Source organism: Paenibacillus sp. MBLB1832, from assembly GCF_032271945.1.
GTDB lineage: Bacteria > Bacillota > Bacilli > Paenibacillales > NBRC-103111 > Paenibacillus_E > Paenibacillus_E roseopurpureus.
In genome coordinates this window covers 3,983,594-4,004,960 of sequence record NZ_CP130319.1, presented here as the reverse complement: position 1 = coordinate 4,004,960, position 21,367 = coordinate 3,983,594, and the positions used below count along the sequence as shown (strand labels likewise).

Below are 21,367 nucleotides of genomic sequence, written 5' to 3'. Positions count from 1 at the left end.
TGTCTTATCTAAAAGACAAGAAGTTGTATCCATTTCCGATAAAGGACACGAAGAAGATAACTTCCCCGTAGTTGCTAAACATTATAGCTTGAGGTTCTATTTAACATTGTACAATACATCTTTGAGTCCTAAAATCCGGATTTCTATACATGTTCATATTGAAACAAAAAGTATGCGATAACAGGCTTCACGCAGACTCATTGGGTCTCGGTCAAAAACGGCTGTCGTTGTTCAACTACCATGAAAATTAAAAAGCGGGCAGTAGAAGGAAAAGGACAGCATGAAAGAAGACGCAGTTCATTAATTTTTTAAAATGTGCAGCGCCTAGGATATATTGGTAAACGGTAGATCAGGAGACTTCCGAAATCGTAACGTTGTAGCCTAAAGTTTCAAGCCTTCGAACCGAATTCCGTACAATTGCTCCAAGTTTTTGCTTATCAAAATAATCTTCACCTAGATCAACATACATTTCTTTTCTTGTAAGCAGATAATAAGCGATTCTTAGCATGGCATGGGCCACTACAATAGCAGCTCTTTTCCTACCTTTTCGTGCTAAAGTTCGTCTATACATAGCACCAAGATAATTTTTAGAGGAACCTACGGAATGTGCCGCCTCTGTTAGGGCAGATTTCAAATATTTGTTTCCTTTCTTACCTTTAGAAGACTTCCTTTTGCCTGCGCTCTCATTATGTCCGGGTACAACTGCTGCCCAAGAACACAAGTGAGCCGCACTTGGAAATTGCTCTTTAATGTTTGTTCCAATTTCAGCTAAGATTTGTTCAGCCATTCGAGTGGCAATTCCAGGGATAGAATCTAATCGATCAATATCTTCTTGATCTGAAATAACTCTCTGGGCAACTTCTTGATCTAACATCTCAATTTGTTCTGAAAGGAAATCAATGTGACCTAGAATGGTTTTAAGCATCAAGCGTTGATGAGGATTAACGTAACCTCGAAGAGCAAGTTCGAGTTCATCTTTTTTCTTTTTCATAGATCGTCGAGCGAGGCCTGCTAGTTTTTCAGGATCTTCTTCGCCGTTTGCAATAGCGTTGAGCATGTCCTTAGATGAGACCCCCATAATATCTGAAACCACAGAACCAAGCTTGATGTTTGCTCCTTCTAACACTTTTTGAATACGATTATGTTGTCTGGCTCGTTCTTCAATAATGCTGCGGCGGTACCGAACTAGTTCCCGCAGTTCCCTTTGGTTACGGTTCGGAATGAAGCTCGCCGTTAGCAGTCCATGACGAAGGAGTTGGGCAATCCATTCCGCATCTTTCACATCAGTTTTACGTCCTGGGAGAGATTTCATATGTTGAGCATTTACAACTAAAAATTTAATGTCTTCAGCCTCTAATAGGTTCACAATTGGCTTCCAGAAGACACCTGTACACTCCATAGCTACGTGAGTACAACCATGCTTTTTAATCCAGTCAATTAACTGGAGTAGAAATACGGTTTTAGTAGAGAACGTTTGAATCTCCTTTCCTTCGGGTGTCATTGTACATGCAGTAATGGAATCTTTATGAACATCCATGCCACATGCGCGCTCAATGAGTATATCCATTGAAATTGTCCTTTCTCCGGCTTTGAATTGGGGCTGGTGCAACAACCAAAATAGGATTAATCTACCATGAGTGCTTCCCGAAGGAGCGACATTCTGTGATGCACCGTGGTCGGTGGAGTCAGACTAACGGATGGGCTCTAACGCACCATAGTTGATCGACCTTCCTCACCCAGCCGTAGTAGAAGTATTGACAGATTTTATCCATTTTCATCTTCTGTGGTGCAGCGCTGATCTTGCGCTGCATGAACGGCTAACGGGCAGATTAATGGAATAATATGTATGATATAATGGTGTTCTGGAGGTGTATTCATGCAAAAGGCATTTGTAGTTCATTATTATAACGATAAAAAGAATAACTTAAGTGATTTAAATCAGCTTTTACAAGAGGGATGGAAGGTTGTATCTCAGAGTGCTATGTCAGGTGGTGAGATGGGTGCAACAGTTTATTCACTTGTTATATTAGAGAAAAATTAGGAAACAATGCTTCGGGATTCATTGAAGAAACTGGGAACGATAGTATAATAAGCAGGGAGTAGCCCGCCACGCGGCAGCTGCCCCCTGCTTTCATTAATGTAACGGGAGGTTAGTTGAAATGTTTAACTTTACGATATAACATCATAATTAACAAAACTCGTATTAAAAGTGGGGGAATGTGTATGGAGAATTACAGATTGTTTTCAAATTGGTTAAATCAAATTTAAAGCAAGACATCCCTGTAGGAATTAAAGCATTCAATTTTAACTTATATGAAGGTTCAGATGATACATACGATATACAATTAATTGGTTCAGATGAATTCGATGAGAATGACTCAGATTGGACTTGTACCGACTATTTTAATTCGGAAGAAGATATTTGCTGCATAAAAAGAACAGAAGATATTCAACATTGGGAACAAGGATTAAATCACATTACGATGTTAGTAGAACGTTATCTTAAAGAAGGAGAGTATGCAAACATCCTAAAAAGTGTGTCTGCAATTGGAATTGGATTTGTAGATGGGGATATTGATATTCTATTTCGTGCTTAATTAACAGGTGTCGTTTCTAAACTAACGAGGAACGATAGCTCAATAAAGAAACGACGGCAGCCGTCCAAACGATCGGTTGCCGTTTTCTCAACTAAAGGGCAGATTACGCTAACGAAGGAATTGAATAAGGTCATCCCGAATAATGAATTATCCCTTGAGGAAGTAGGTTTGTATGTGAAAAGTGATCATTTATTAAAGCTCCTGCATGAGAAGGAATTGCATACTGACCGTCCATTTGATGGATGTATCGAAGCAGAGATAAAGCTACTGGAGCAAGAAATGGGAATCAAGTTACCCGAGTCTTATCGCCAATACTTAGTTGCTGTCGGCCATTATTCAGGAAGATTATTTCAAGGTACAGATACTAATTTCTCACAACTAAAGGAACTTCAGGATGAGGCAAAAGAATTACTAAAAGCAAATAATAACCCGGTAGTGTTGCCCGATAGAACTTTTGTATTCTCAATGCATCAGGGTTATGAAATTAGATTTTTCAAATTAAATGAAGGTGATAATCCTCCTGTCATGGAATGGTACGAGGGGAGTACAAAGGGGATAATAATGCTCTATGATACATTTGAAGAGTTTCTTTTAGATTCAATTTATCAGCATGCAACCATAAGATGGCTGGATTAATCTAAAGGGAAAGTTGGCTCTGAAAGTACGAAGGCAGCCGGTTAGACTGATCGGCTGCCTTCTCCACGCTAACGGGCAGAATAATTTAATAACAAGATTGAATATATATGCATTTAATTGTATAATTATTCAAACACTAAACATTAAGGGGTGCAAAAGTGAAGTGAAATATAAAATATTTGTGGATGGTCAAGAAGGTACAACAGGTTTAAAAATACATGATTACTTATCTAAGATTCCTAACATAGAAGTAATCAAAATTGATTCTGAAAATCGAAAAGATTTCGAAGCTCGTAAGGCATTTATAAATGAAGCTGATGTCGTATTTCTTTGTCTTCCAGATTCTGCTTCAAAGGATTCCGTTTCTATGATAAGTAATAATAAGACGAAAATAATTGATGCAAGTACAGCGTTTAGAACTAACCAGGACTGGACATATGGATTACCAGAATTAAATAAAAATCAAAGAAATAAAATTCAAAATTCATCTAGGGTATCTGTCCCAGGATGTCATGCGACAGGGTTTATTTTAGCTATCCACCCTTTGGTGGCAGAAGGAATTATCCCTAGTGATTACCCTACGACTTGTTATTCACTTACTGGCTATAGTGGTGGAGGAAAGAGACTTATCTCTGAATATCAGAACTCAAATAATCAACAGCTTTTCGCGCCAAGACAATATGCACTTAACCTTAATCACAAGCATCTTCCAGAAATGAAACTTTATTCTGGGTTAAACTCATCACCACTTTTCACTCCAATAGTCGGAAACTATTATCAAGGTGATGCAGTTACTATTCCACTCTTTCCTAGAATGTTTAATAAGAAAGTGACGGCAAGAGATATTCAAGAACTGCTTGCTTTGTACTATAAAGATGAACGTTTTATTCGAGTTATGCCATATGACTCTGAGGTAAATCTTGAAGACGGTTTCTTAAATCTTATGCAATGCAATAATACTAATTATTTGGACATTTTTGTTTTTGGTCATCAAGATGAAATATTACTTGTCTCTCGATTTGATAATTTGGGAAAAGGTGCCTCGGGGGCAGCCATTCAGAATATGAACATTATGCTTGGATTTGACGAATGTACAGGGCTAGAGTAAGAGAAATAAGATCTTCGTTCAACTACCATGAAAATTAAAAAGCGGGCAGTAGAAGGAAAAGGACAGCATGAAAGAAGACGCAGTTCATTAATTTTTTAAAATGTGCAGCGCCTAGGATATATTGGTAAACGGTAGATCAGGAGACTTCCGAAATCGTAACGTTGTAGCCTAAAGTTTCAAGCCTTCGAACCGAATTCCGTACAATTGCTCTAAGTTTTTGCTTATCAAAATAATCTTCACCTAGATCAACATACATTTCTTTTCTTGTAAGCAGATAATAAGCGATTCTTAGCATGGCATGGGCCACTACAATAGCAGCTCTTTTCCTACCTTTTCGTGCTAAAGTTCGTCTATACATAGCACCAAGATAATTTTTAGAGGAACCTACGGAATGTGCCGCCTCTGTTAGGGCAGATTTCAAATATTTGTTTCCTTTCTTACCTTTAGAAGACTTCCTTTTGCCTGCGCTCTCATTATGTCCGGGTACAACTGCTGCCCAAGAACACAAGTGAGCCGCACTTGGAAATTGCTCTTTAATGTTTGTTCCAATTTCAGCTAAGATTTGTTCAGCCATTCGAGTGGCAATTCCAGGGATAGAATCTAATCGATCAATATCTTCTTGATCTGAAATAACTCTCTGGGCAACTTCTTGATCTAACATCTCAATTTGTTCTGAAAGGAAATCAATGTGACCTAGAATGGTTTTAAGCATCAAGCGTTGATGAGGATTAACGTAACCTCGAAGAGCAAGTTCGAGTTCATCTTTTTTCTTTTTCATAGATCGTCGAGCGAGGCCTGCTAGTTTTTCAGGATCTTCTTCGCCGTTTGCAATAGCGTTGAGCATGTCCTTAGATGAGACCCCCATAATATCTGAAACCACAGAACCAAGCTTGATGTTTGCTCCTTCTAACACTTTTTGAATACGATTATGTTGTCTGGCTCGTTCTTCAATAATGCTGCGGCGGTACCGAACTAGTTCCCGCAGTTCCCTTTGGTTACGGTTCGGAATGAAGCTCGCCGTTAGCAGTCCATGACGAAGGAGTTGGGCAATCCATTCCGCATCTTTCACATCAGTTTTACGTCCTGGGAGAGATTTCATATGTTGAGCATTTACAACTAAAAATTTAATGTCTTCAGCCTCTAATAGGTTCACAATTGGCTTCCAGAAGACACCTGTACTCTCCATAGCTACGTGAGTACAACCATGCTTTTTAATCCAGTCAATTAACTGGAGTAGAAATACGGTTTTAGTAGAGAACGTTTGAATCTCCTTTCCTTCGGGTGTCATTGTACATGCAGTAATGGAATCTTTATGAACATCCATGCCACATGCGCGCTCAATGAGTATATCCATTGAAATTGTCCTTTCTCCGGCTTTGAATTGGGGCTGGTGCAACAACCAAAATAGGATTAATCTACCATGAGTGCTTCCCGAAGGAGCGACATTCTGTGATGCACCGTGGTCGGTGGAGTCAGACTAACGGATGGGCTCTAACGCACCATAGTTGATCGACCTTCCTCACCCAGCCGTAGTAGAAGTATTGACAGATTTTATCCATTTTCATCTTCTGTGGTGCAGCGCTGATCTTGCGCTGCATGAACGGCTAACGGGTAAGTACGACAAGTTCTGCTATAAGCACTAAATAGTGCGAAAAGCAGGAGATTACACGAGTAATCTTAACTTTACAACCAAGGATGGGAATGACGGAACCATGTATCCCGAAACCATCCCGCCAATACTCCTGCGTGCGTTATGTTTAACAGAACATGAGGTGCGAAGTACAGGTAGATTCGACAGAACGAAGGCTAGAGCCATTTTGAGAAAAAAAAAAAGAGGTATGCCAACGGATATGTCGCGCGGCTGAAAAACTGGATATGGTGAGAATGCTCGCATAGAAGCGAACTGACGAACTTCCGAATGTACAGGTCTAAAGTTAGAGCATGCGGAAACGTATGTACCATCAGACGATGGGGTGAGTGGCGTAAAGTAAAAATTTTCTCTATGAAATACGCTATGCCGAACAATGGTGGCATCAATCTCACAGGCTTAGAGGAAGCACCTAAGTTCAGAAAAAAAAAAAAAAAAGCTAGGCTGTAAGGGACTTGGAAAGCAAGGGACGTTGCTAGAAGGGCTGTTACCCGAAACGGTTGCAATAAGGCATTTGCCGAAATGAATTTATCCTTGTGAGGGCAGGGGCACGACCGAAGAAACCTCTGTAATGGAGGCGGAGGAACAGCCCCAAGTCTAATTGAAAAGAACGATCATTTTCCATACGTGAATTGCACCGATCAGGTAGGAATGTGGGGACATCGCTTCATTTAGGAGGGGTGCCACAGTGCAAACTTTACGAAATTGGGAGTATTACGGCATGACGGAATCCTTTACAGATTTGTACGAAAGATCAGCAAACAAAGAAAACTTCTCACATCTTTATGAGATCGTCACATCGAGGGAAAATATTTTGCTGGCTTACCGCACGATGAAGTCTAATAAAGGATCAAAGACACCAGGAACAGATGGACTAACCATCAAAGACATCGAACAACGACCCGAATATGAATTAGTGAGTGAAATCCAAAACAGACTGCAAAACTATCGCCCCAAGAATGTCAGACGAAAGTTTATCGAGAAAGATAACGGTAAAATGAGACCGCTTGGCATCCCATGCATCCTCGACCGCATCATTCAACAGTGCTTCAAGCAAGTCCTTGAGCCCATAGCTGAAGCCCAATTTTACAACCATAGCTATGGTTTCAGACCCCTTCGATCGACACACCATGCCATGGCAAGAGTTCAATTTCTCATCAATCAGGCGTCGATGCATTATGTAGTAGACATCGACATTTTGGGTTTTTTTGACAATGTCAATCATACGTTGCTTATGAAGCAACTTTGGAACATGGGCATCCAAGATAGAATGGTACTAGCCTGCATTTCTAAAATGCTAAAAGCTGAAATCGATGTATTTTATTGTCTATACAGTACTGGGAAAAATTCGTTATCGAACTTCTGTCCAAATTGCGGACGTGGCCCAAGTAGTCGAACATTATCATGCCGTGCTCTGCCTTCTTTGTAAAACGTATTTCCAGGCATTAGATGCGCAACAACTGATAACCGAGGCTGATCTGTGAAGTTCGTTGACGATCCATGGAATGTTAGCGCATGGTGGAAGCTCGCTTGTCCAGCTTTTAGGATACAAGGCTCCTCTATCCAATCACGCGTTGCAAAACGCTGCTTCAGCTTCGCCATATCCTGTTCGAAAAATGTATCGCTACCCTCGACTGAGCCCCACTTATGTGAACCTAAGATCGTCATCATGCCGCCATTATTCAAGTCTGTGTCCTGCAAAGCAATCCAAACTGTCACCATATTCGTAGTGCTGCTTGATTTCCAATACCCGTAATCTTGATGCCAGCCTACATTTCCAGCTGTTGTTTCTTGCCCTGAAGTACCTGGCTTATAAATCACTTGATCATGCCATAGACGAATCTCATCTTCGTTCAATAGCTTCGCAGCCATTTCACCTAAGTTCGGATCAGTTACGACACTCCGAACTTCATCATTAATCCACCAGCCATTATCGAATTTACGCAGAGCATGTGGATTCTCCGAAAGTTTAAAAGCGTGAAGTGGCATCCCAGCTCCATCATAATCTTTGTTCCAAATGCGATCATGTGCTCCGCGAAGCCGCTCGATTGTCTCGTCACTCAATAATTTTGGGCTGATCCAATAACCGTCTTGATCAAACCTTTTTTTATCAGCAAAAGTAATGTTATAAGGAATTACTCCCATGACTGACACCTCATCTTTTCTTAGTCCTAGTTGCTTACATCCTTTATTATAGGCCATTAAGAGGAGTACTGACTTTCCAAAACCTATTAAATAGGATTAGAAACATAAGAGATCATTAGAAACAATAAAGGGCATGATTGTGCTGCCGGGTATTGATGGGGAGCGTTTGCTGCAGAGGGCAGAGTGAATACTTGGTGGAAAAGTGAATAAAACAAATAGGCAGCCAAGTTGGTTGCCTATTTGTTTTGGTGTATTCTGAATTGAGTCAGATTCCTATGATACCGTTTCTATACTTTCTCTTGCATGTAGCCTAAAGATGAGGTTAATTCTAAAACAAGGGACCATTTAGCCCTGCACATTGCCTTAATTGCTTGTTGAAGGGCTGTTTCATGGTCTCTTTCGATTCCTTTAGGAACTAATCAGATTAAATAGATCCGATCACTATACTCGGTGGAGACCGAATTCACGCTTCGTCTTCGGAATTCAGCCGGTGCCAGGCCCATCTGCTTATGAAACACCTTGCCAAAATATCCTGAATTGTCGAACCCAGTGGTAATTGCTATATCCTTAACACTTAGACTGCTGTGCTTAAGCAGCTTGACGGCCTCCTCGAGGCGCTTTCGCAGCAAATAAGTCATCGGCGAAATGCCGGTTGCTTCAAGGAAGACCTTACAGAAATATGTTTTCGACAGTCCCGCAGCCTCTGCAAGATCCTCTAGGGCAAGCCGATCCCGAAACTGGCTGTTCATGAGTTCCTTAGCCCTCTCTATGGCATCCTCCCATACCTTGCTTCGCGTGCCCCTCTCCAAATACTCGAATAAGGACGTGCACCAACGGTAAGTGTCCCTTGTCAACTCGTATTTATTCGGATACCCTTTTTCCCGTGCCCTGGCATACATTTCCTTCAAGAGACGAATAGGCCAAGACCCGTCTGGCAGTTGCATCACTGGGCTGCCGGACCGAGTCCACTCCTGCCAGCAATAATCAGCAAGCGAACCGCTAACCTGCAGCCACAGAAATTCCCAGTGTTCTGAAGCGGCAGGATCGAAATAGTAACGATAGTCCCCATTCAATTGGATCAGAAAAGCATGTCCTTGAGGAAGTGAATGAAGAATTCCGTCCTTATGCAGTTTTCCTACACCAGTAATCGTATATTGGAAAAGAAAGCGGTTGTCTGGGCGGTTCTGTCCATCCCAGGTGTAGGAGGGTTCTGTGACCTCAGACCAACCGATAAATTCGGGGAATATCAAGCTATGTGGCACTTGGCCAATTTGAAAGCTTAGTGTTGTCTTAATCATAATATTTTACCACTCCTCATCCTACAACTTTACCATTGATGAGCAGTATTTGTCATGGGTATAGTCGTAGTAGGAGAAGATTTTACACATAATATGTAAAGGTAGTGGAAGTCAATGACAATCGAATGGTCTACTGGTGGAATCAAAGTAAACGTTAACGGGTTAGCCGAGGACTTTTGGAGCTATGAGATGGCAGACGGTGGGGGGAGACTTACTTTTCATGCGCCTGTATTGGAAATTGATGGGCGAAGTACTAGGGTCGAGCTAGAACAAATGGCCTTGGTCGGTGAATCTGTTGAGCTACGGAATGGTACCCGTGAAACCGTGGTGGAAGGTACCCTCCGTAGTGACAGCTATATCCGTATGAAGCTGGTGTTTCGTATAGCTCCAGACAATCCCGTTGTCCGCTTTCGTTACAGGTGGTCGAGTAGGTCGGACCGTCGGCTGACCAAAGCTTCAGGATGTGACACTTTGAGCTATGGTCGAATTAATCTGAACTCTGGTCTGACAGCCAAAGAGGTTCGTCTCTCCGACTATAACGAGCTGGCGCATAGTTATGTGCCAACAGAGGTAAAGGCGGGGGCCTCCGCATTCTTGAGCGAGCAGCTACTCATGGGACCCATCCTTGCATGGGGCACGGAAGAGGGGATTTCGGCGTTGCTTGCCTACGAGCACGGCTCTCAATACCCTGATATATATACAGGATTTCGGTTGCACAAGGACGGGTCTGCTGAAGTGACAGCGGTCAAGGGCAATTATTATCGGGGGCAAACCTTGCGGAAACGGGTTCGACACGCTATGGATGCAGACGGCTGCTGTCCGTGGAGGGGAAGAGAAGCTGGCAGAAACCTACCGTACTTTTATATTGCGGCACTTCAGCTTGAATGCGGAATCGCGTAAGCCCTATGTTTATTATAATACATGGAACTATCAGGAGAGAGTTCGCCACTGGCAGGACAAACCCTATTTGAGCAGTATGAATCTGCAACGAATGCTGTTGGAAATCGAACAGGCACATAAAATGGGCATCGATGTATTCGTAATCGACACGGGCTGGTATAGCAAGACAGGGGATTGGCAGGTTAATCGGGAAAGGTTTCCAGACGGGTTGCGTCAAGTGAAAGCTAAGCTCGATGAATACGGGATGAAGCTGGGACTTTGGTTCGGCCCGACCTCAGCAGCAATGTCAAGTAATATGCTTGGGCAGAATCTGACGAATCAGAGTAGCATGGATGGCAAGAATCGGGATCCTCATTCAGTATGGGAGACAGAGGAAAGTGCTGAATTATGCTTGGTCAGCGGATACGCGGATGATTTTGCGGATGAACTGATCCGATTGTCTCAGGAGCTTGGCGTTACATATTTTAAATGGGATGCCATCTGCCAATACGGCTGCAACGACCCTCACCATCATCATGGCGATGAAGGGGCTCTGGCACAGGAACGCGAGGAATGTTATTCCTTTCTTCAGCCTCTCTACATGGTACGTATTATCGAGAAGCTAACGGAAGCCTGCCCGGAAGCTATTGTCGATTTTGATGTAACGGAAGGATATCGGTGTGTAGGACTCAGTTTCCTGTCAGCAGGTAAATATTTCTTGCTCAACAACGGTCCGTATTATGCTAACTTTAACATTCCCAAGGACAAGGATATTACATGGAAAAACAACAATATGTTCTTCTATCCGGGCGCCGCCCGGGGATGGGTATGTCGGACGCCACTTGCCTATGATAAATGGATCCCTACGGTCTTGTTTCTGACCCACTATTTGCCGGATGATCCTGTAGACTTCCAGGATATGGCGGTTGGTTCCTTGATTCTGGGGCAGAATGGAATCTGGGGGGATCTGCTGGGGGTAAGTTTTGAGGGGACAGACCGGATTGGCAAACTTATCGGGCTTTACAAGCAAATTAGGGACGACATCACGGAGAACGCTCTTCGGCGGACAGGTATTCCCGGTGGCAACCCGGAGGTGTACGAGAAGATATCTTCACGGTCGGGTAAAGGCACTGTTGTTCTGTTCGCCAATGCTTTCGGCGTTCCGTTTCATTCTCCTCGACCAGCAAGCTTTACCTATATCACTCACTGTAAGCCGGATCGGAAGGTATGGTATACAGAGGGGGTAACGGTTCGGTATGATACGGAAGGCTACGCGGTTATCACTGCTGATTTCGAGAAGCCTGGGGCCAAGATTGTATACTTTGGAGTAAAGGATTAATGTGATTTTGCAAAGGTGTAGACCACGGCAAAGAGGCGCAAATCATAGCTGTAAAGAAAAAAAGACTTAGAACGTATTATCCTAAGTCTTTTTTCTATACGCAAATTCTACATTTGCTGATAATCAACCGGCAGCGTCAGCCACACTTCCGGTCTTAACGGTACTTAATACATCCTCTTTGATATCTTCATCCTTGTGCGGTATTGACCAGGCGTCTCACGGCACTGTTTTTTGAACCACTTGGCAAAATAGGCCGCATCTACTAAGCCGCATTCACCAGCGATTTGCTCCAGGGTAATATCGCTTGTTTCAAGTAGTGATTGTGCTTTGCGAAGTCGAAGCATGCGAAGCATATGCATAGGGGTTTGATGAAAGTGTTTATAGAACAGTTTGTCGAAATAATTTGGATGCAAATGTAAAAGACTCGATAACTCTTCCCGTGATATTTTTCGGCGTAAATGCGTTTGCATATACTGGATGACCTCCATAAATCGGTCTTCTGTTGAATTCAGCTGTTCAGGGCGAGAAGGAAACCCGTCCGACTCCCACGAGTTTAGAAGGAGCTTGATAAGCTCTAGGATTCCTGCTCCGATATAGACGTTTCGAAAAGCTTTATCGGGTTGATTCCAATAGGAGTTCAGTTCTTGAAAGCAGCGTGTGAAGCTCGCTTCATCGACAAGTGTAATAACAGGTGGAATCGGATACATTCGAAATAAATCCAGATGCTCGGATAAGGTGACGTCGAGAAACAGTACCTGGTGGATGCCGCTTGAAGGATTATATTCACTGAATTCAATATGCGGAGGATGAACCATCACTTGTCCTGCCCTAACGTTATAGGATATTCCCCCAGTCTCCATGGTAAGTTGACCTTTCACAACGTGGCTGAGAACCCACTGATTCTTCTTGATGTCGCGGATCTTTAATCGCGTATAGGAAGAACGAACAATATTTACAATGGATAGACCGAACTGCTCTTTCATGCTTGCGTTATTATTCATCTGTTTCCCCCCTGCAACCAGCTACTTACACAAGTATAACATGACGCAGAGAAAATGCGTAAATAGTACAATAATTGCTTACACAAGAGCATAGATAAGGTGTTTATAGCCACTTATAATAGGGGGATAACACAAGAGGAGATGATCATCGCTATGAAAGATGAACAATTGAAGCAGTTCGATGAGGAAGGTTTTTTTATTCTAGAGGATTTGTTTACTGGGGAAGAAATGGACGAGTTGACTTCTCAAGTTGATTATTATGTGGATGAGCATAGTGCGAAGCTGAAGCAAGAAGAACAAGGTGGCGTGGGCGTCAGTCGTGCCAATGAAATTACTTTCACCGCACATCTAGTAAAGAAGAACGCCTACTTTCAACAATTTTGTGCTCACCCTAAATTTGTTGAGATTACTACGGCAATTCTTGGAGGAGATGTTTCCCTGTACTGGGATCAAGCGGTTTATAAGCGCCCAGAAACGGCAAAGGATTTCCCGTGGCACCAGGATAATGGTTATGGTCTTGTTTTATCAGATGAGTATGTGACCTGCTGGTTGGCGATGGAAGATGCCACGATCGAAAATGGCTGTATTTGGGTAAAGCCGAGAACGCACAAGGACGGCATTATTGAGCACCAGAAAACACCAATAGGTTGGCAATGTTACTTCGGGGAAGATCCAGGAATTCCTGTAGAGTTAAAAAAGGGAAGTATGGTTGTCTTTTCATCGCTCTTGTTCCACCGCAGCGGTCCAAACGTAAGCGATAACATTCGGAAGGGGTATATTCTGCAGTACATTCCGACACATACGAAAAACATCAAGACAGGAAAAGTCTTCAAGAAGATGGTAATTGCCAAAGAGGGCAAAGCCTATCTCGATACGTCGTACATTGAGGAGCAGGATCATAATGCTGCCAAGTAATTCATTCGGAAAATCGAACATTTCCATATCTCGTTTGGGGTATGGGGCGATGGGTTTGTCTGGTTCGTTCGGAAGTATGGAAGAATCCGAATTCATACAATCCATTCACCGGTCATTGGAGTTAGGTGTCAATTTTATTGATACCGCAAGAGCGTATGGACCATCGGAGGAAACGATTGGCAAAGCCTTAAAGACGTGGGATGGACCGCAGCCGTTCATTGCTACCAAAGTAAAACCTTGCGGCAAAGGCGGTTGGGGCAGCCCAATTCCGGTGATCGAAGCTTACCCGCCGGGATCGATTCAAGCTAGTGTGGATGCTTCATTGCAAGCACTTGGTGTGGAAGCGCTGGATTTGATTCAAATGCACCAATACTGGTCTGCATGGGATGATGAACCTTACTGGCTGGAAGAAATGGTTAAATTAAAGGAAGCGGGCAAGGTGAAGTATATTGGAATTTCCATTCCAGATCACCGTCATGATATGGCGCTCTCGCTGGTGAAATCCGGTAAGATCGATTCGGTGCAATCGATTCTAAATATCTTCGACCCAATTGCCCTAGATAATTTGGTTCCCTTGTGCGAAAAGCACGGAGTTGCTTTTATCGCTCGATGTGTGCTGGACGAAGGAGGATTGACCGGGCTCTTGTCAAGTGATACCACTTTCACTGAGCGGGACTTCCGTAATGGCTATTTTGATGCGGGCCCAAGAAGTGAATACATCGCTCGTGTAGAACGGCTTCGGTCCTTCATCCCGCAGTATGCAAGCTCACTTGCCGCATTGGCGATCAAGTATGCGCTGCATGCCCCAGGCGTCACCACATCAATTATTTCGATGCATATTAAAGAATATGCGGAGCAGAATGCGGCAGCGCTCCAAGAAGATCCGCTGCCTGATGAAGTCGTAGATGAGCTCTATAAGCGTCACCGTTGGATAAGGAATTTTTACGAAAGAAAATATTGGAAATAGCGATAAAAGGTGAGAGCTGACAGTGCTAGCTGTCTCAGCTCTTTCCTTTATTTCATAAGGAGAGAATGAGTGATGTCATCCGAGGTTCTATGGGCCAAATTGTATCCTAAGGAATGGAGGGAACGGTTTCAAGCGGCTCCAATTGTATATCTTCCTTTGGGGCTATGCGAGCCGCATGGCCAAATCGCTGTTTTTGGCTTGGATTTGATCAAGGCTGAATACATCTGCGAGAAAGCAGCACGAGGAGCAGGAGGCATTGTGGCGCCATCGCTTGGGTATCACATTCATGAAAGCGGATATCATGCCAGGTGGCTAGAGGAGCAGATTGGGGAAGAGAATCCCCGCATGACGGGGATGCCACCTCATGTGATGCTCTATTTTTTCTTATATCAGCTAAGGGCTTTCGTCAATGCAGGCTTTAAGGCAATTGTGGTGCTTTCCGGTCATGGCGGTGGCAATCAAGCCGATTTTCAGCGGGCAGCAGGGATATTTATGGCGCAATTTCCAGTTCGAATCTGGGTAGGTACGGATGGTGATTTGGTCAAGGGACACTTCAAAGCAGATCATGCGGGACAATTTGAGATTTCACAGTTGATGAACATTGACCCTACACTTGTGAATATGGGGCGCACCCAGTTAGAGGGGGAGCCGAATAGTGGCGCAAAGTTCGCTAGAGCTGACAATGCTTTTGAGGCTTCCGAAATGTTGGGCGCATCTATTAACGAAGCGTGTATTACTAGACTGCGTCAAGTAGCTGAGGATCTGCTCGTGCAAGCCAGAGATATCTCAACGGATTCGATTACCTATGATGAAATAGAACATTTATGGCGTGCTTTGCAGAAAAGCAAGTCTGAGTGGGTGACGTCCAGACCGAGGGAAGGACAAAAGAGTGTATCCCAATCCTCACAGTGGAAAAGACACGAATATCCATATACGTATTAGAATGATGGAGGTTGTCAATTATGAACCGATACATGTATATCTCGTTGTTAAAATCGGTAATCACGACGGGGCAGCAGGATAAGTTTTTAAGCCTTTAATGCCCGTTGTTATTGGAAGAAAGAACTTTCTTTTCAGTAACACGCCTCGAGGAGCTAAAGCGAGCGCAATTATTTACAGTGTTGTGGAGAAAGCCAAAGCAAATTCGCCTAGGCTTTCTCCCGATTACGGATAGTTCTCCTGGACAAGAAGGACAGGGGATGATCTCCGTACTCCTAACGAAAAACACCCGTTCTGGCCTCCTTTTCAACAAGCGAATAATCTGCTACACCAATAGCCTACCGCAAACAACAACGTCAGCCTTAAGGTTAAGCCACTTGTATCTGTGATGAATTGTTCACTTCCTATATATTTTTCGATCTTCGAAAACTAAATTTGTAAATCATTTTTAAAGCCAGCAAACCCTAGCGTAGCGTTTGCTGGCTTTTTGCACTTCATAACTTATATGTCATCCAATAGCTAATGCTCATGCGGCAACTATTGGATAAACGATTCTTTTTCACCAATTATATAAATTAATAAAACATTGATATAATATTAAAAATGTGATACATTATTTTCGAGCGTAATTTATATACATTATATAAATCAGGATGTGAGGCAATGGAATATGAACTTAGTTCTCCAAACGTGCTATACGTGACAACCTATTCCCGTATACGAGATCAGATACGGCAAGATATTTTGAACAGTGTGTTTAAGCCGGGAGTTCGTTTGCGTATTAGTGAACTTACGAATCGTTATGGCGTATCTCAAATGCCCATTCGGGAAGCGCTCCAGCAGCTGCAGGGAGAGGGGCTCGTTACATTGCTCCCACAGAAGGGTGCTAGCGTACGAAAGATTGACGAGAATTTTTTAAGCAATATGTATGACATTCGCTATGCAATTGAAACCATGCTCGTGCGTACTGGCGTTGAACATATGACAGACCGTGATCTCAAAGAAATTGACTTGCTGCAAGAAGAATATGAAGCTTATGTCAGCAACAGAAACCGGGAGGCTGCCTTGCTTGTAAACGAAGCCTTTCATCGCAAGATCAATGGGCTGGCGAACAATTATGAAGCTATTGAGATTATTGATCGGCATTGGGGGCTGATCGATGTGCTTAGGAGGCAGTTTGGCTTCAGCGAGGGTCGTATTCATAGCATTATTGATGATCATCGAAAAATTGTAAACGCTTTAAAGCGACGGGATCGTGATCTTTCCGTTAGGCTTACAGGCGAGCATGTGATGAAGGCAAAGATAGATTTGATTGAAAGATTTAAGCAAAGTCAAAGATAAGAGGGGGGCAATCGCATGTTCACTGCAACAGAAGCTGTTGTTAGAAGAAGGAAGGCGTGGGGGGCGAAACTCGGTCAGTTTCGCAAGGACAAATTTTTATATTTACTTGCCTTGCCGGGTATTCTATTCTTTATACTCTTTCATTACATACCTATGTATGGCGTATTAATCGCTTTTAAGAAATACAGCGTTTACAAAGGGTTTATGGGTAGTGAATGGATCGGATTGGATAATTTCAAGACGTTGTTCAGCACATTTGGTTTTGAGAGGGCATTGCGAAATACGATAATTATCAGCTTATATCAACTCATATTTGCTTTTCCTGTCCCAATCATTTTGTCCATTCTATTAAACGAGTTGCGTCATGCGTTATTTAAGAAGTTTGTACAAACTGTTGTTTATTTGCCGCACTTTGTATCCTGGGTAGTAATCGCGGGAATTATGTTTGCAATTTTATCGCCCAATACGGGTATTTTGAATGAAATAGCTAGGTTTTTCGGTTTCGAAACGCCGAACCTTATGGTAAGTAAGGCGTATTTCCGAGGTTTGCTTGTGGTTTCAAATATATGGAAAGAAGCTGGCTTCGGTACAGTTCTTTATTTGGCCACCTTAGTGACCATCGATGACCAGCTATATGAAGCGTCAAAGATGGATGGTGCCAATAAATGGCGACAAATCTGGCATATTACACTTCCTGGTCTGCGGACCACCGTTGTGATCCTGCTGATTTTCCGCGTGGGAAGCATTCTGAATGCGGGTCTTGATCAGGTATTTGCCTTATATAACCCTCAGGTGTATGAGGTTTCGGAAATTCTGGATACCTTCATCTACAAGATCGCATTCGAGAATGCGAGATACGATCTTGCCACAGCTTCGGGCGTGTTTAAATCCATTGTGGGCTTGGTGCTAGTGATCTGCGTAAATTGGATTGCCAAAAAAATAGATTCCGAGTCCGGTATAATCTAGGAGGGTATTAAATGAAGCCAACGAAAGGCGAGAATATATTTCACTTCTTAGTTGTAATCTTTTTCATCATCGCATCGTTCTGTACCTTGTATCCCTTCTGGCATGTTCTGATGTACGCGATCAGTGACCCTAAGGCATCTATGGGCGGGGGACTGTTCTTTCTACCCAGAGGCTTTTCCTTATATTCGTTCGAGCTTATGCTTCAAACAAAAGGTATTTTTCAATCTTACGTCAACTCGTTATTCCGTCTGATTGTCGGTACCTTTATCGCTTTACTCTTCACAGCTATGCTGGCTTATCCGTTGTCGGTGAGACGTTTCGCTGGACGCAATACCATCACGATGCTGATCTTTTTCACAATGCTGTTCAACGGCGGCCTGATTCCGAACTACCTGCTCATTAAACAACTGGGTATGCTGAATACGTTATGGGCCCTGATCATACCTGGGGCGATCAGCGCGTGGAACTTGTTTATCATGAAAAACTTTTTCCAAAGCATCCCGCCCGAGTTGGAGGAATCTGCGAATATAGATGGTGCGAGCCCAGCTCGTACGTTGTTCAGTATCATTTTACCGATATCGATGCCTGTGATGGCGGCAGTTGCTCTCTTCTATGGCGTTGCCCATTGGAATTCCTATTTTGATGCCATTGTTTACATTAGTGATCCGAAGAAGCAAGTGCTGCAGGTATTTCTTCGGGGGATGATGAACGTTGGGTCACTTAGCGAAGTGAAAGACGTAGACTCGATGGCTGCCAGCTCTGGTACTGTGACGGAGGAGTCCATTAAGATGGCGACAATTGTCATGTCGGTGCTTCCCATGCTGATCGTCTATCCGTTCTTGCAAAAGTATTATGTCAAAGGTGTTCTTGTCGGCTCCGTTAAGGGGTAAAACCTTATCGAATTTTACGGTTCCTATGGCCGTGGAATTATAAAAACAAATTTAGGGAGGTCTTTTCATGAATCGAACAAAACTGCTTTCCGTACTGCTTGGCACTGCATTGACCCTAACAGCTTGCTCAGGCAGTAAAAGCGGTGGTGAATCCACATCAGCAGCCCCCAGCTCGAAGCCGAAGGAAACACCAACGGTAACGATTATGATGGTCGGCGATATTAGTTATCCGGATGACAATATCATCAATAAAGAGATTATGAAACGAACGGGTGTCAATGTGAAATGGATGTTTGTTCCCGTAGGTGATTTCACTACCAAGCTTAATACGTTGATCGCGAGCAACGATCTGCCAGATATCATTCACAATCAGGACCCTAAGAAAGTTAAGGAATTAGCAACAAATAAAATGATTGTCCCGCTAGATGACCTCTTAGCAAAGTACGGAAAGAATATCAAGGAGAATAAAAGTGATGTGCTGAAAGGGGTGAATATGATCAACGGGAAAGTATATTCAATCCCGCAGGCCAGAGACTTGGGTGGAGAGTCTGTCGCCATTAGGAAGGATTGGCTGGATAAATTAGGACTTAAGGTCCCTACTAATTTAGATGAATACTATACCGCTCTGAAGGCCTTTAAGGAAAAGGATCCGGACGGCAACGGCAAGAATGATACAGTTCCGTTGGGTGTCACAATGGATTATATCAAAACAATGAATCATATCTTCGGCGCCTACGGGGTTCCCTTTGATGCTGCCAAGGAAAGAGGCCGATATATCGATGGAAAGGTGCTTCCGGCTTTCCTGCAACCAGGATTCCTTGATGCTATCAAATATTACAACAAGCTGTATAAAGAAGGTCTAATGGAGCCGGATTTCTCCACAATTAAAGCGATTCCGACGTATACGAAGCTATGGACCGGCAACGTAGGTACATTCAACTTTCAGCCGCCAGGCACAACGCAAAATTGGATCACTCGTTACACGGAAAACCCGAAACCTACTTTTGCTTACACTGTGATCAAAGGACCTAACGGCGTCGGTGGCCAAACGAAGAGCTACAAGGAGGATGGCGGGCCTTTCGTCACGCTATCAGCTAACTCGAAGAATCCAGAAGCGGCGATGAAGGTCATGGACTTTTTGATCTCTGACGAAGGTGACAAGCTTACCTTCTGCGGCATCGAGGGAACACACTATAAATCCGTCAACAACCAGTGCCAATACATGGACCCGTTTACGGATGCTGTGAAGCAAAGAAATGATGGGGTTCAAGTTTATTATGGCTTGATGTACCGTGTAAACGGCGCTGAACTTAGAAACTTTAACGAACTGACTAAGCAAGGGATTCAAATTGCACGGGATGCCCAACTCACAGATGCTCACTTAAGCGAAATTCCTGAGGTTGAAATCGCACAAGGTAAGATCATGTTGGATATTGTTAAAGAGTTTATCGCTGGCGGTATCGTTTCCAAAGGAAATCTGGATCAGGAATATGAAACTTATAAGAAAAAGTATCTCGATGCCGGCGGTACGAAATGGATCGATCAGGCAACAGCCATCTACAAAAAGGATAACAATATCAAGTAGGGGCGATGGTCATAGAGAATCACAGGCGAAGGCCTGTGATTCTTGCTTCATTTTTTTTGAAAGAGAGAGGAGTTTTGACATGAAGGTAGCACATAGAGTATTCGACCATAACATCGGAAGAACGACATATATGCAATTTCTCAGGCAGATCGGGGTGACGCATATCATAGGCAGCATGCCGGATGTGAGCATCCTTCCCTCTGCGAAAGAGGGGTACTGGTCCGAGGATGACTTGTGCCGCTGGGTGAAGCACATTAACGAGAATGGGCTCAAGGTCGAGGCGATTGAAAATTTTATCCCCCGTCATTGGTATAAGATCCTGATGGATCTTCCCGGTAAAGAGCAGCAGATGGAGAATATCAAAAGAACGATCCGGGCTATGGGCAAAGCCAAGATTCCCATTATGGGCTATAATTTCTCCGCTGGAGGCGTGTACGGGCAGGCCATGGTTTACGAGGGGCGGGGAGAAGCGAAGATCATGGTGTTTGATCCGGAGCGTTATCCGTATGATGATACGCCCATTCCGAAGAGCATGGCCTGGGGGATGGTGGTTGATCCTGAGGCGGAGGGCAGGCACGGCCTGATTTCACGGGAGGAAATGAAAGGCAGGCTGCATGCATTTCTAGAGGAAATTTTACCGGTAGCTGAAGAAGCCAATGTGGTTATGGCCGTTCATCCGGAGGATCCACCCGTTTCTATGATCCGACAAGCTGGCCGGGTATTGATCTCTCCGCAGGACTTCGACGAGCTCTTCGCTAGATTCGATACGCCTTACTGTGCGATGGAGTTTTGCCAAGGTACCTTTACAGAAATGCCTTATGACATCTATGAATCCATTGAGCATTTTGCCAAGAGCGGCCGAATCGCTTATGCCCATGTCCGCAATGTCAACGGAAAGGTTCCCTCTTACAGGGAAGCACTCTTGGATGAGGGGGATGTGGATATTCCAAGAGCGCTTAAGCTGTACGATCAGCACGGATTTAAGGGCGCTGTCATTCCTGACCATTACCCGAAGTTGGTCGACATTGAAGGGGAGCATGCATCCGTAGCCTATTCCATTGCCTATTTGCGTGCGGCTATGAAGTTTAGTCAAATTCCTATCGAATAAGGAGG

The 21,367-nt window shown here is 43.6% G+C and carries 20 protein-coding genes; 15 read left to right on the top strand and 5 right to left on the bottom strand.

Annotated features, from left to right (window positions below):
- Positions 1 to 349 precede the first annotated feature (349 nt).
- Positions 350 to 1,567 (bottom strand): IS110 family RNA-guided transposase, encoded by a 1,218-nt coding sequence (locus MJB10_RS17940; RefSeq protein WP_314796885.1) that lies wholly within the window; start codon positions 1,565 to 1,567, stop codon positions 350 to 352.
- A 309-nt stretch (positions 1,568 to 1,876) separates the two neighbouring features.
- On the opposite strand from MJB10_RS17940, the gene MJB10_RS17935 reads away from it, so the two are divergent.
- From MJB10_RS17935 to argC, 4 genes are all read left to right on the top strand, one after another.
- Positions 1,877 to 2,041 carry a hypothetical protein gene (locus tag MJB10_RS17935; protein ID WP_314796883.1) on the top strand — a complete coding sequence of 55 codons (165 nt, stop codon included), beginning with the start codon at positions 1,877 to 1,879 and terminating at the stop codon, positions 2,039 to 2,041.
- Between the two features lie 178 nt (positions 2,042 to 2,219).
- Positions 2,220 to 2,597: a hypothetical protein gene (locus MJB10_RS17930; protein WP_314796882.1), complete on the top strand. Its 378-nt coding sequence runs from the start codon at positions 2,220 to 2,222 to the stop codon at positions 2,595 to 2,597.
- Between the two features lie 120 nt (positions 2,598 to 2,717).
- On the top strand, positions 2,718 to 3,233 hold the full coding sequence (locus MJB10_RS17925) for an SMI1/KNR4 family protein (RefSeq protein ID WP_314796880.1): 516 nt from the start codon (positions 2,718 to 2,720) through the stop codon (positions 3,231 to 3,233).
- A gap of 163 nt (positions 3,234 to 3,396) precedes the next feature.
- Positions 3,397 to 4,341, top strand: a complete 945-nt coding sequence (gene argC, locus MJB10_RS17920) for an N-acetyl-gamma-glutamyl-phosphate reductase (RefSeq protein ID WP_314796878.1) — start codon at positions 3,397 to 3,399, stop codon at positions 4,339 to 4,341.
- Between the two features lie 136 nt (positions 4,342 to 4,477).
- On the opposite strand, the gene MJB10_RS17915 is transcribed toward argC, so the two are convergent.
- A complete protein-coding gene (locus tag MJB10_RS17915; protein WP_314796876.1) occupies positions 4,478 to 5,695 on the bottom strand; it encodes an IS110 family RNA-guided transposase in 1,218 nt (405 codons plus the stop codon).
- Between the two features lie 1,015 nt (positions 5,696 to 6,710).
- On the opposite strand from MJB10_RS17915, the gene MJB10_RS17910 reads away from it, so the two are divergent.
- Entirely contained in the window at positions 6,711 to 7,418 is a 708-nt protein-coding gene (locus tag MJB10_RS17910) for a reverse transcriptase domain-containing protein (protein ID WP_397386641.1), read from the top strand.
- Here the strand turns inward: MJB10_RS17910 and MJB10_RS17905 are convergent.
- Positions 7,310 to 8,134, bottom strand: coding sequence for a phytanoyl-CoA dioxygenase family protein (locus MJB10_RS17905; protein WP_314796874.1), 825 nt, complete (start codon positions 8,132 to 8,134; stop codon positions 7,310 to 7,312). The two genes, MJB10_RS17910 and MJB10_RS17905, sit on opposite strands and share 109 nt — an antisense overlap.
- Positions 8,135 to 8,553: 419 nt before the next feature.
- On the bottom strand, positions 8,554 to 9,432 hold the full coding sequence (locus tag MJB10_RS17900; protein WP_314796872.1) for a helix-turn-helix transcriptional regulator: 879 nt from the start codon (positions 9,430 to 9,432) through the stop codon (positions 8,554 to 8,556).
- 114 nt (positions 9,433 to 9,546) lie between these two features.
- Between MJB10_RS17900 and MJB10_RS17895 the strand changes: the two genes are divergently transcribed.
- Together MJB10_RS17895 and MJB10_RS17890 are read left to right on the top strand one after the other, a co-directional pair.
- Positions 9,547 to 10,332, top strand: a complete 786-nt coding sequence (locus MJB10_RS17895) for a hypothetical protein (protein ID WP_314796870.1) — start codon at positions 9,547 to 9,549, stop codon at positions 10,330 to 10,332.
- Positions 10,235 to 11,650 carry an alpha-galactosidase gene (locus MJB10_RS17890; RefSeq protein WP_314796869.1) on the top strand — a complete coding sequence of 472 codons (1,416 nt, stop codon included), beginning with the start codon at positions 10,235 to 10,237 and terminating at the stop codon, positions 11,648 to 11,650. The genes MJB10_RS17895 and MJB10_RS17890 overlap by 98 nt, the downstream gene beginning before the upstream one ends.
- Positions 11,651 to 11,814: 164 nt before the next feature.
- Here the strand turns inward: MJB10_RS17890 and MJB10_RS17885 are convergent, their stop codons facing one another.
- Positions 11,815 to 12,651, bottom strand: coding sequence for a helix-turn-helix domain-containing protein (locus MJB10_RS17885; RefSeq protein WP_314796866.1), 837 nt, complete (start codon positions 12,649 to 12,651; stop codon positions 11,815 to 11,817).
- Positions 12,652 to 12,804: 153 nt separating this feature from the next.
- On the opposite strand from MJB10_RS17885, the gene MJB10_RS17880 reads away from it, so the two are divergent.
- The 8 genes from MJB10_RS17880 to MJB10_RS17845 all read left to right on the top strand — a co-directional run bounded on the left by MJB10_RS17880 (position 12,805) and on the right by MJB10_RS17845 (position 21,362).
- Positions 12,805 to 13,566, top strand: a complete 762-nt coding sequence (locus MJB10_RS17880; RefSeq protein ID WP_314796864.1) for a phytanoyl-CoA dioxygenase family protein — start codon at positions 12,805 to 12,807, stop codon at positions 13,564 to 13,566.
- On the top strand, positions 13,553 to 14,533 hold the full coding sequence (locus MJB10_RS17875; protein WP_314796862.1) for an aldo/keto reductase: 981 nt from the start codon (positions 13,553 to 13,555) through the stop codon (positions 14,531 to 14,533). The genes MJB10_RS17880 and MJB10_RS17875 overlap by 14 nt, the downstream gene beginning before the upstream one ends.
- A gap of 72 nt (positions 14,534 to 14,605) precedes the next feature.
- Entirely contained in the window at positions 14,606 to 15,475 is an 870-nt protein-coding gene (locus tag MJB10_RS17870; protein WP_314796860.1) for a creatininase family protein, read from the top strand.
- 660 nt (positions 15,476 to 16,135) lie between these two features.
- On the top strand, positions 16,136 to 16,813 hold the full coding sequence (locus MJB10_RS17865) for a GntR family transcriptional regulator (RefSeq protein ID WP_314796858.1): 678 nt from the start codon (positions 16,136 to 16,138) through the stop codon (positions 16,811 to 16,813).
- A gap of 15 nt (positions 16,814 to 16,828) precedes the next feature.
- Positions 16,829 to 17,779: an ABC transporter permease gene (locus tag MJB10_RS17860; RefSeq protein ID WP_314796856.1), complete on the top strand. Its 951-nt coding sequence runs from the start codon at positions 16,829 to 16,831 to the stop codon at positions 17,777 to 17,779.
- Between the two features lie 11 nt (positions 17,780 to 17,790).
- Entirely contained in the window at positions 17,791 to 18,669 is an 879-nt protein-coding gene (locus tag MJB10_RS17855; RefSeq protein ID WP_314796854.1) for a carbohydrate ABC transporter permease, read from the top strand.
- A gap of 67 nt (positions 18,670 to 18,736) precedes the next feature.
- Positions 18,737 to 20,254 (top strand): extracellular solute-binding protein, encoded by a 1,518-nt coding sequence (locus MJB10_RS17850; protein WP_314796852.1) that lies wholly within the window; start codon positions 18,737 to 18,739, stop codon positions 20,252 to 20,254.
- Positions 20,255 to 20,333: 79 nt separating this feature from the next.
- A complete protein-coding gene (locus MJB10_RS17845; protein WP_314796850.1) occupies positions 20,334 to 21,362 on the top strand; it encodes a mannonate dehydratase in 1,029 nt (342 codons plus the stop codon).
- The last annotated feature ends 5 nt before the right edge of the window (positions 21,363 to 21,367 follow it).

What these genes read in the sequence shown, in the direction of transcription:
- MJB10_RS17940 (WP_314796885.1), bottom strand. Translation starts at nt 1,567, where the DNA reads ATGGATATACTCATTGAGCGCGCATGTGGCATGGATGTTCATAAAGAT.
- MJB10_RS17935 (WP_314796883.1), top strand. Translation starts at nt 1,877, where the DNA reads ATGCAAAAGGCATTTGTAGTTCATTATTATAACGATAAAAAGAATAAC.
- MJB10_RS17915 (WP_314796876.1), bottom strand. Translation starts at nt 5,695, where the DNA reads ATGGATATACTCATTGAGCGCGCATGTGGCATGGATGTTCATAAAGAT.
- MJB10_RS17910 (WP_397386641.1), top strand. Translation starts at nt 6,711, where the DNA reads ATGACGGAATCCTTTACAGATTTGTACGAAAGATCAGCAAACAAAGAA.
- MJB10_RS17905 (WP_314796874.1), bottom strand. Translation starts at nt 8,134, where the DNA reads ATGGGAGTAATTCCTTATAACATTACTTTTGCTGATAAAAAAAGGTTT.
- MJB10_RS17900 (WP_314796872.1), bottom strand. Translation starts at nt 9,432, where the DNA reads ATGATTAAGACAACACTAAGCTTTCAAATTGGCCAAGTGCCACATAGC.
- MJB10_RS17895 (WP_314796870.1), top strand. Translation starts at nt 9,547, where the DNA reads ATGACAATCGAATGGTCTACTGGTGGAATCAAAGTAAACGTTAACGGG.
- MJB10_RS17890 (WP_314796869.1), top strand. Translation starts at nt 10,235, where the DNA reads ATGCAGACGGCTGCTGTCCGTGGAGGGGAAGAGAAGCTGGCAGAAACC.
- MJB10_RS17885 (WP_314796866.1), bottom strand. Translation starts at nt 12,651, where the DNA reads ATGAATAATAACGCAAGCATGAAAGAGCAGTTCGGTCTATCCATTGTA.
- MJB10_RS17880 (WP_314796864.1), top strand. Translation starts at nt 12,805, where the DNA reads ATGAAAGATGAACAATTGAAGCAGTTCGATGAGGAAGGTTTTTTTATT.
- MJB10_RS17875 (WP_314796862.1), top strand. Translation starts at nt 13,553, where the DNA reads ATGCTGCCAAGTAATTCATTCGGAAAATCGAACATTTCCATATCTCGT.
- MJB10_RS17870 (WP_314796860.1), top strand. Translation starts at nt 14,606, where the DNA reads ATGTCATCCGAGGTTCTATGGGCCAAATTGTATCCTAAGGAATGGAGG.
- MJB10_RS17865 (WP_314796858.1), top strand. Translation starts at nt 16,136, where the DNA reads ATGGAATATGAACTTAGTTCTCCAAACGTGCTATACGTGACAACCTAT.
- MJB10_RS17860 (WP_314796856.1), top strand. Translation starts at nt 16,829, where the DNA reads ATGTTCACTGCAACAGAAGCTGTTGTTAGAAGAAGGAAGGCGTGGGGG.
- MJB10_RS17855 (WP_314796854.1), top strand. Translation starts at nt 17,791, where the DNA reads ATGAAGCCAACGAAAGGCGAGAATATATTTCACTTCTTAGTTGTAATC.
- MJB10_RS17850 (WP_314796852.1), top strand. Translation starts at nt 18,737, where the DNA reads ATGAATCGAACAAAACTGCTTTCCGTACTGCTTGGCACTGCATTGACC.
- MJB10_RS17845 (WP_314796850.1), top strand. Translation starts at nt 20,334, where the DNA reads ATGAAGGTAGCACATAGAGTATTCGACCATAACATCGGAAGAACGACA.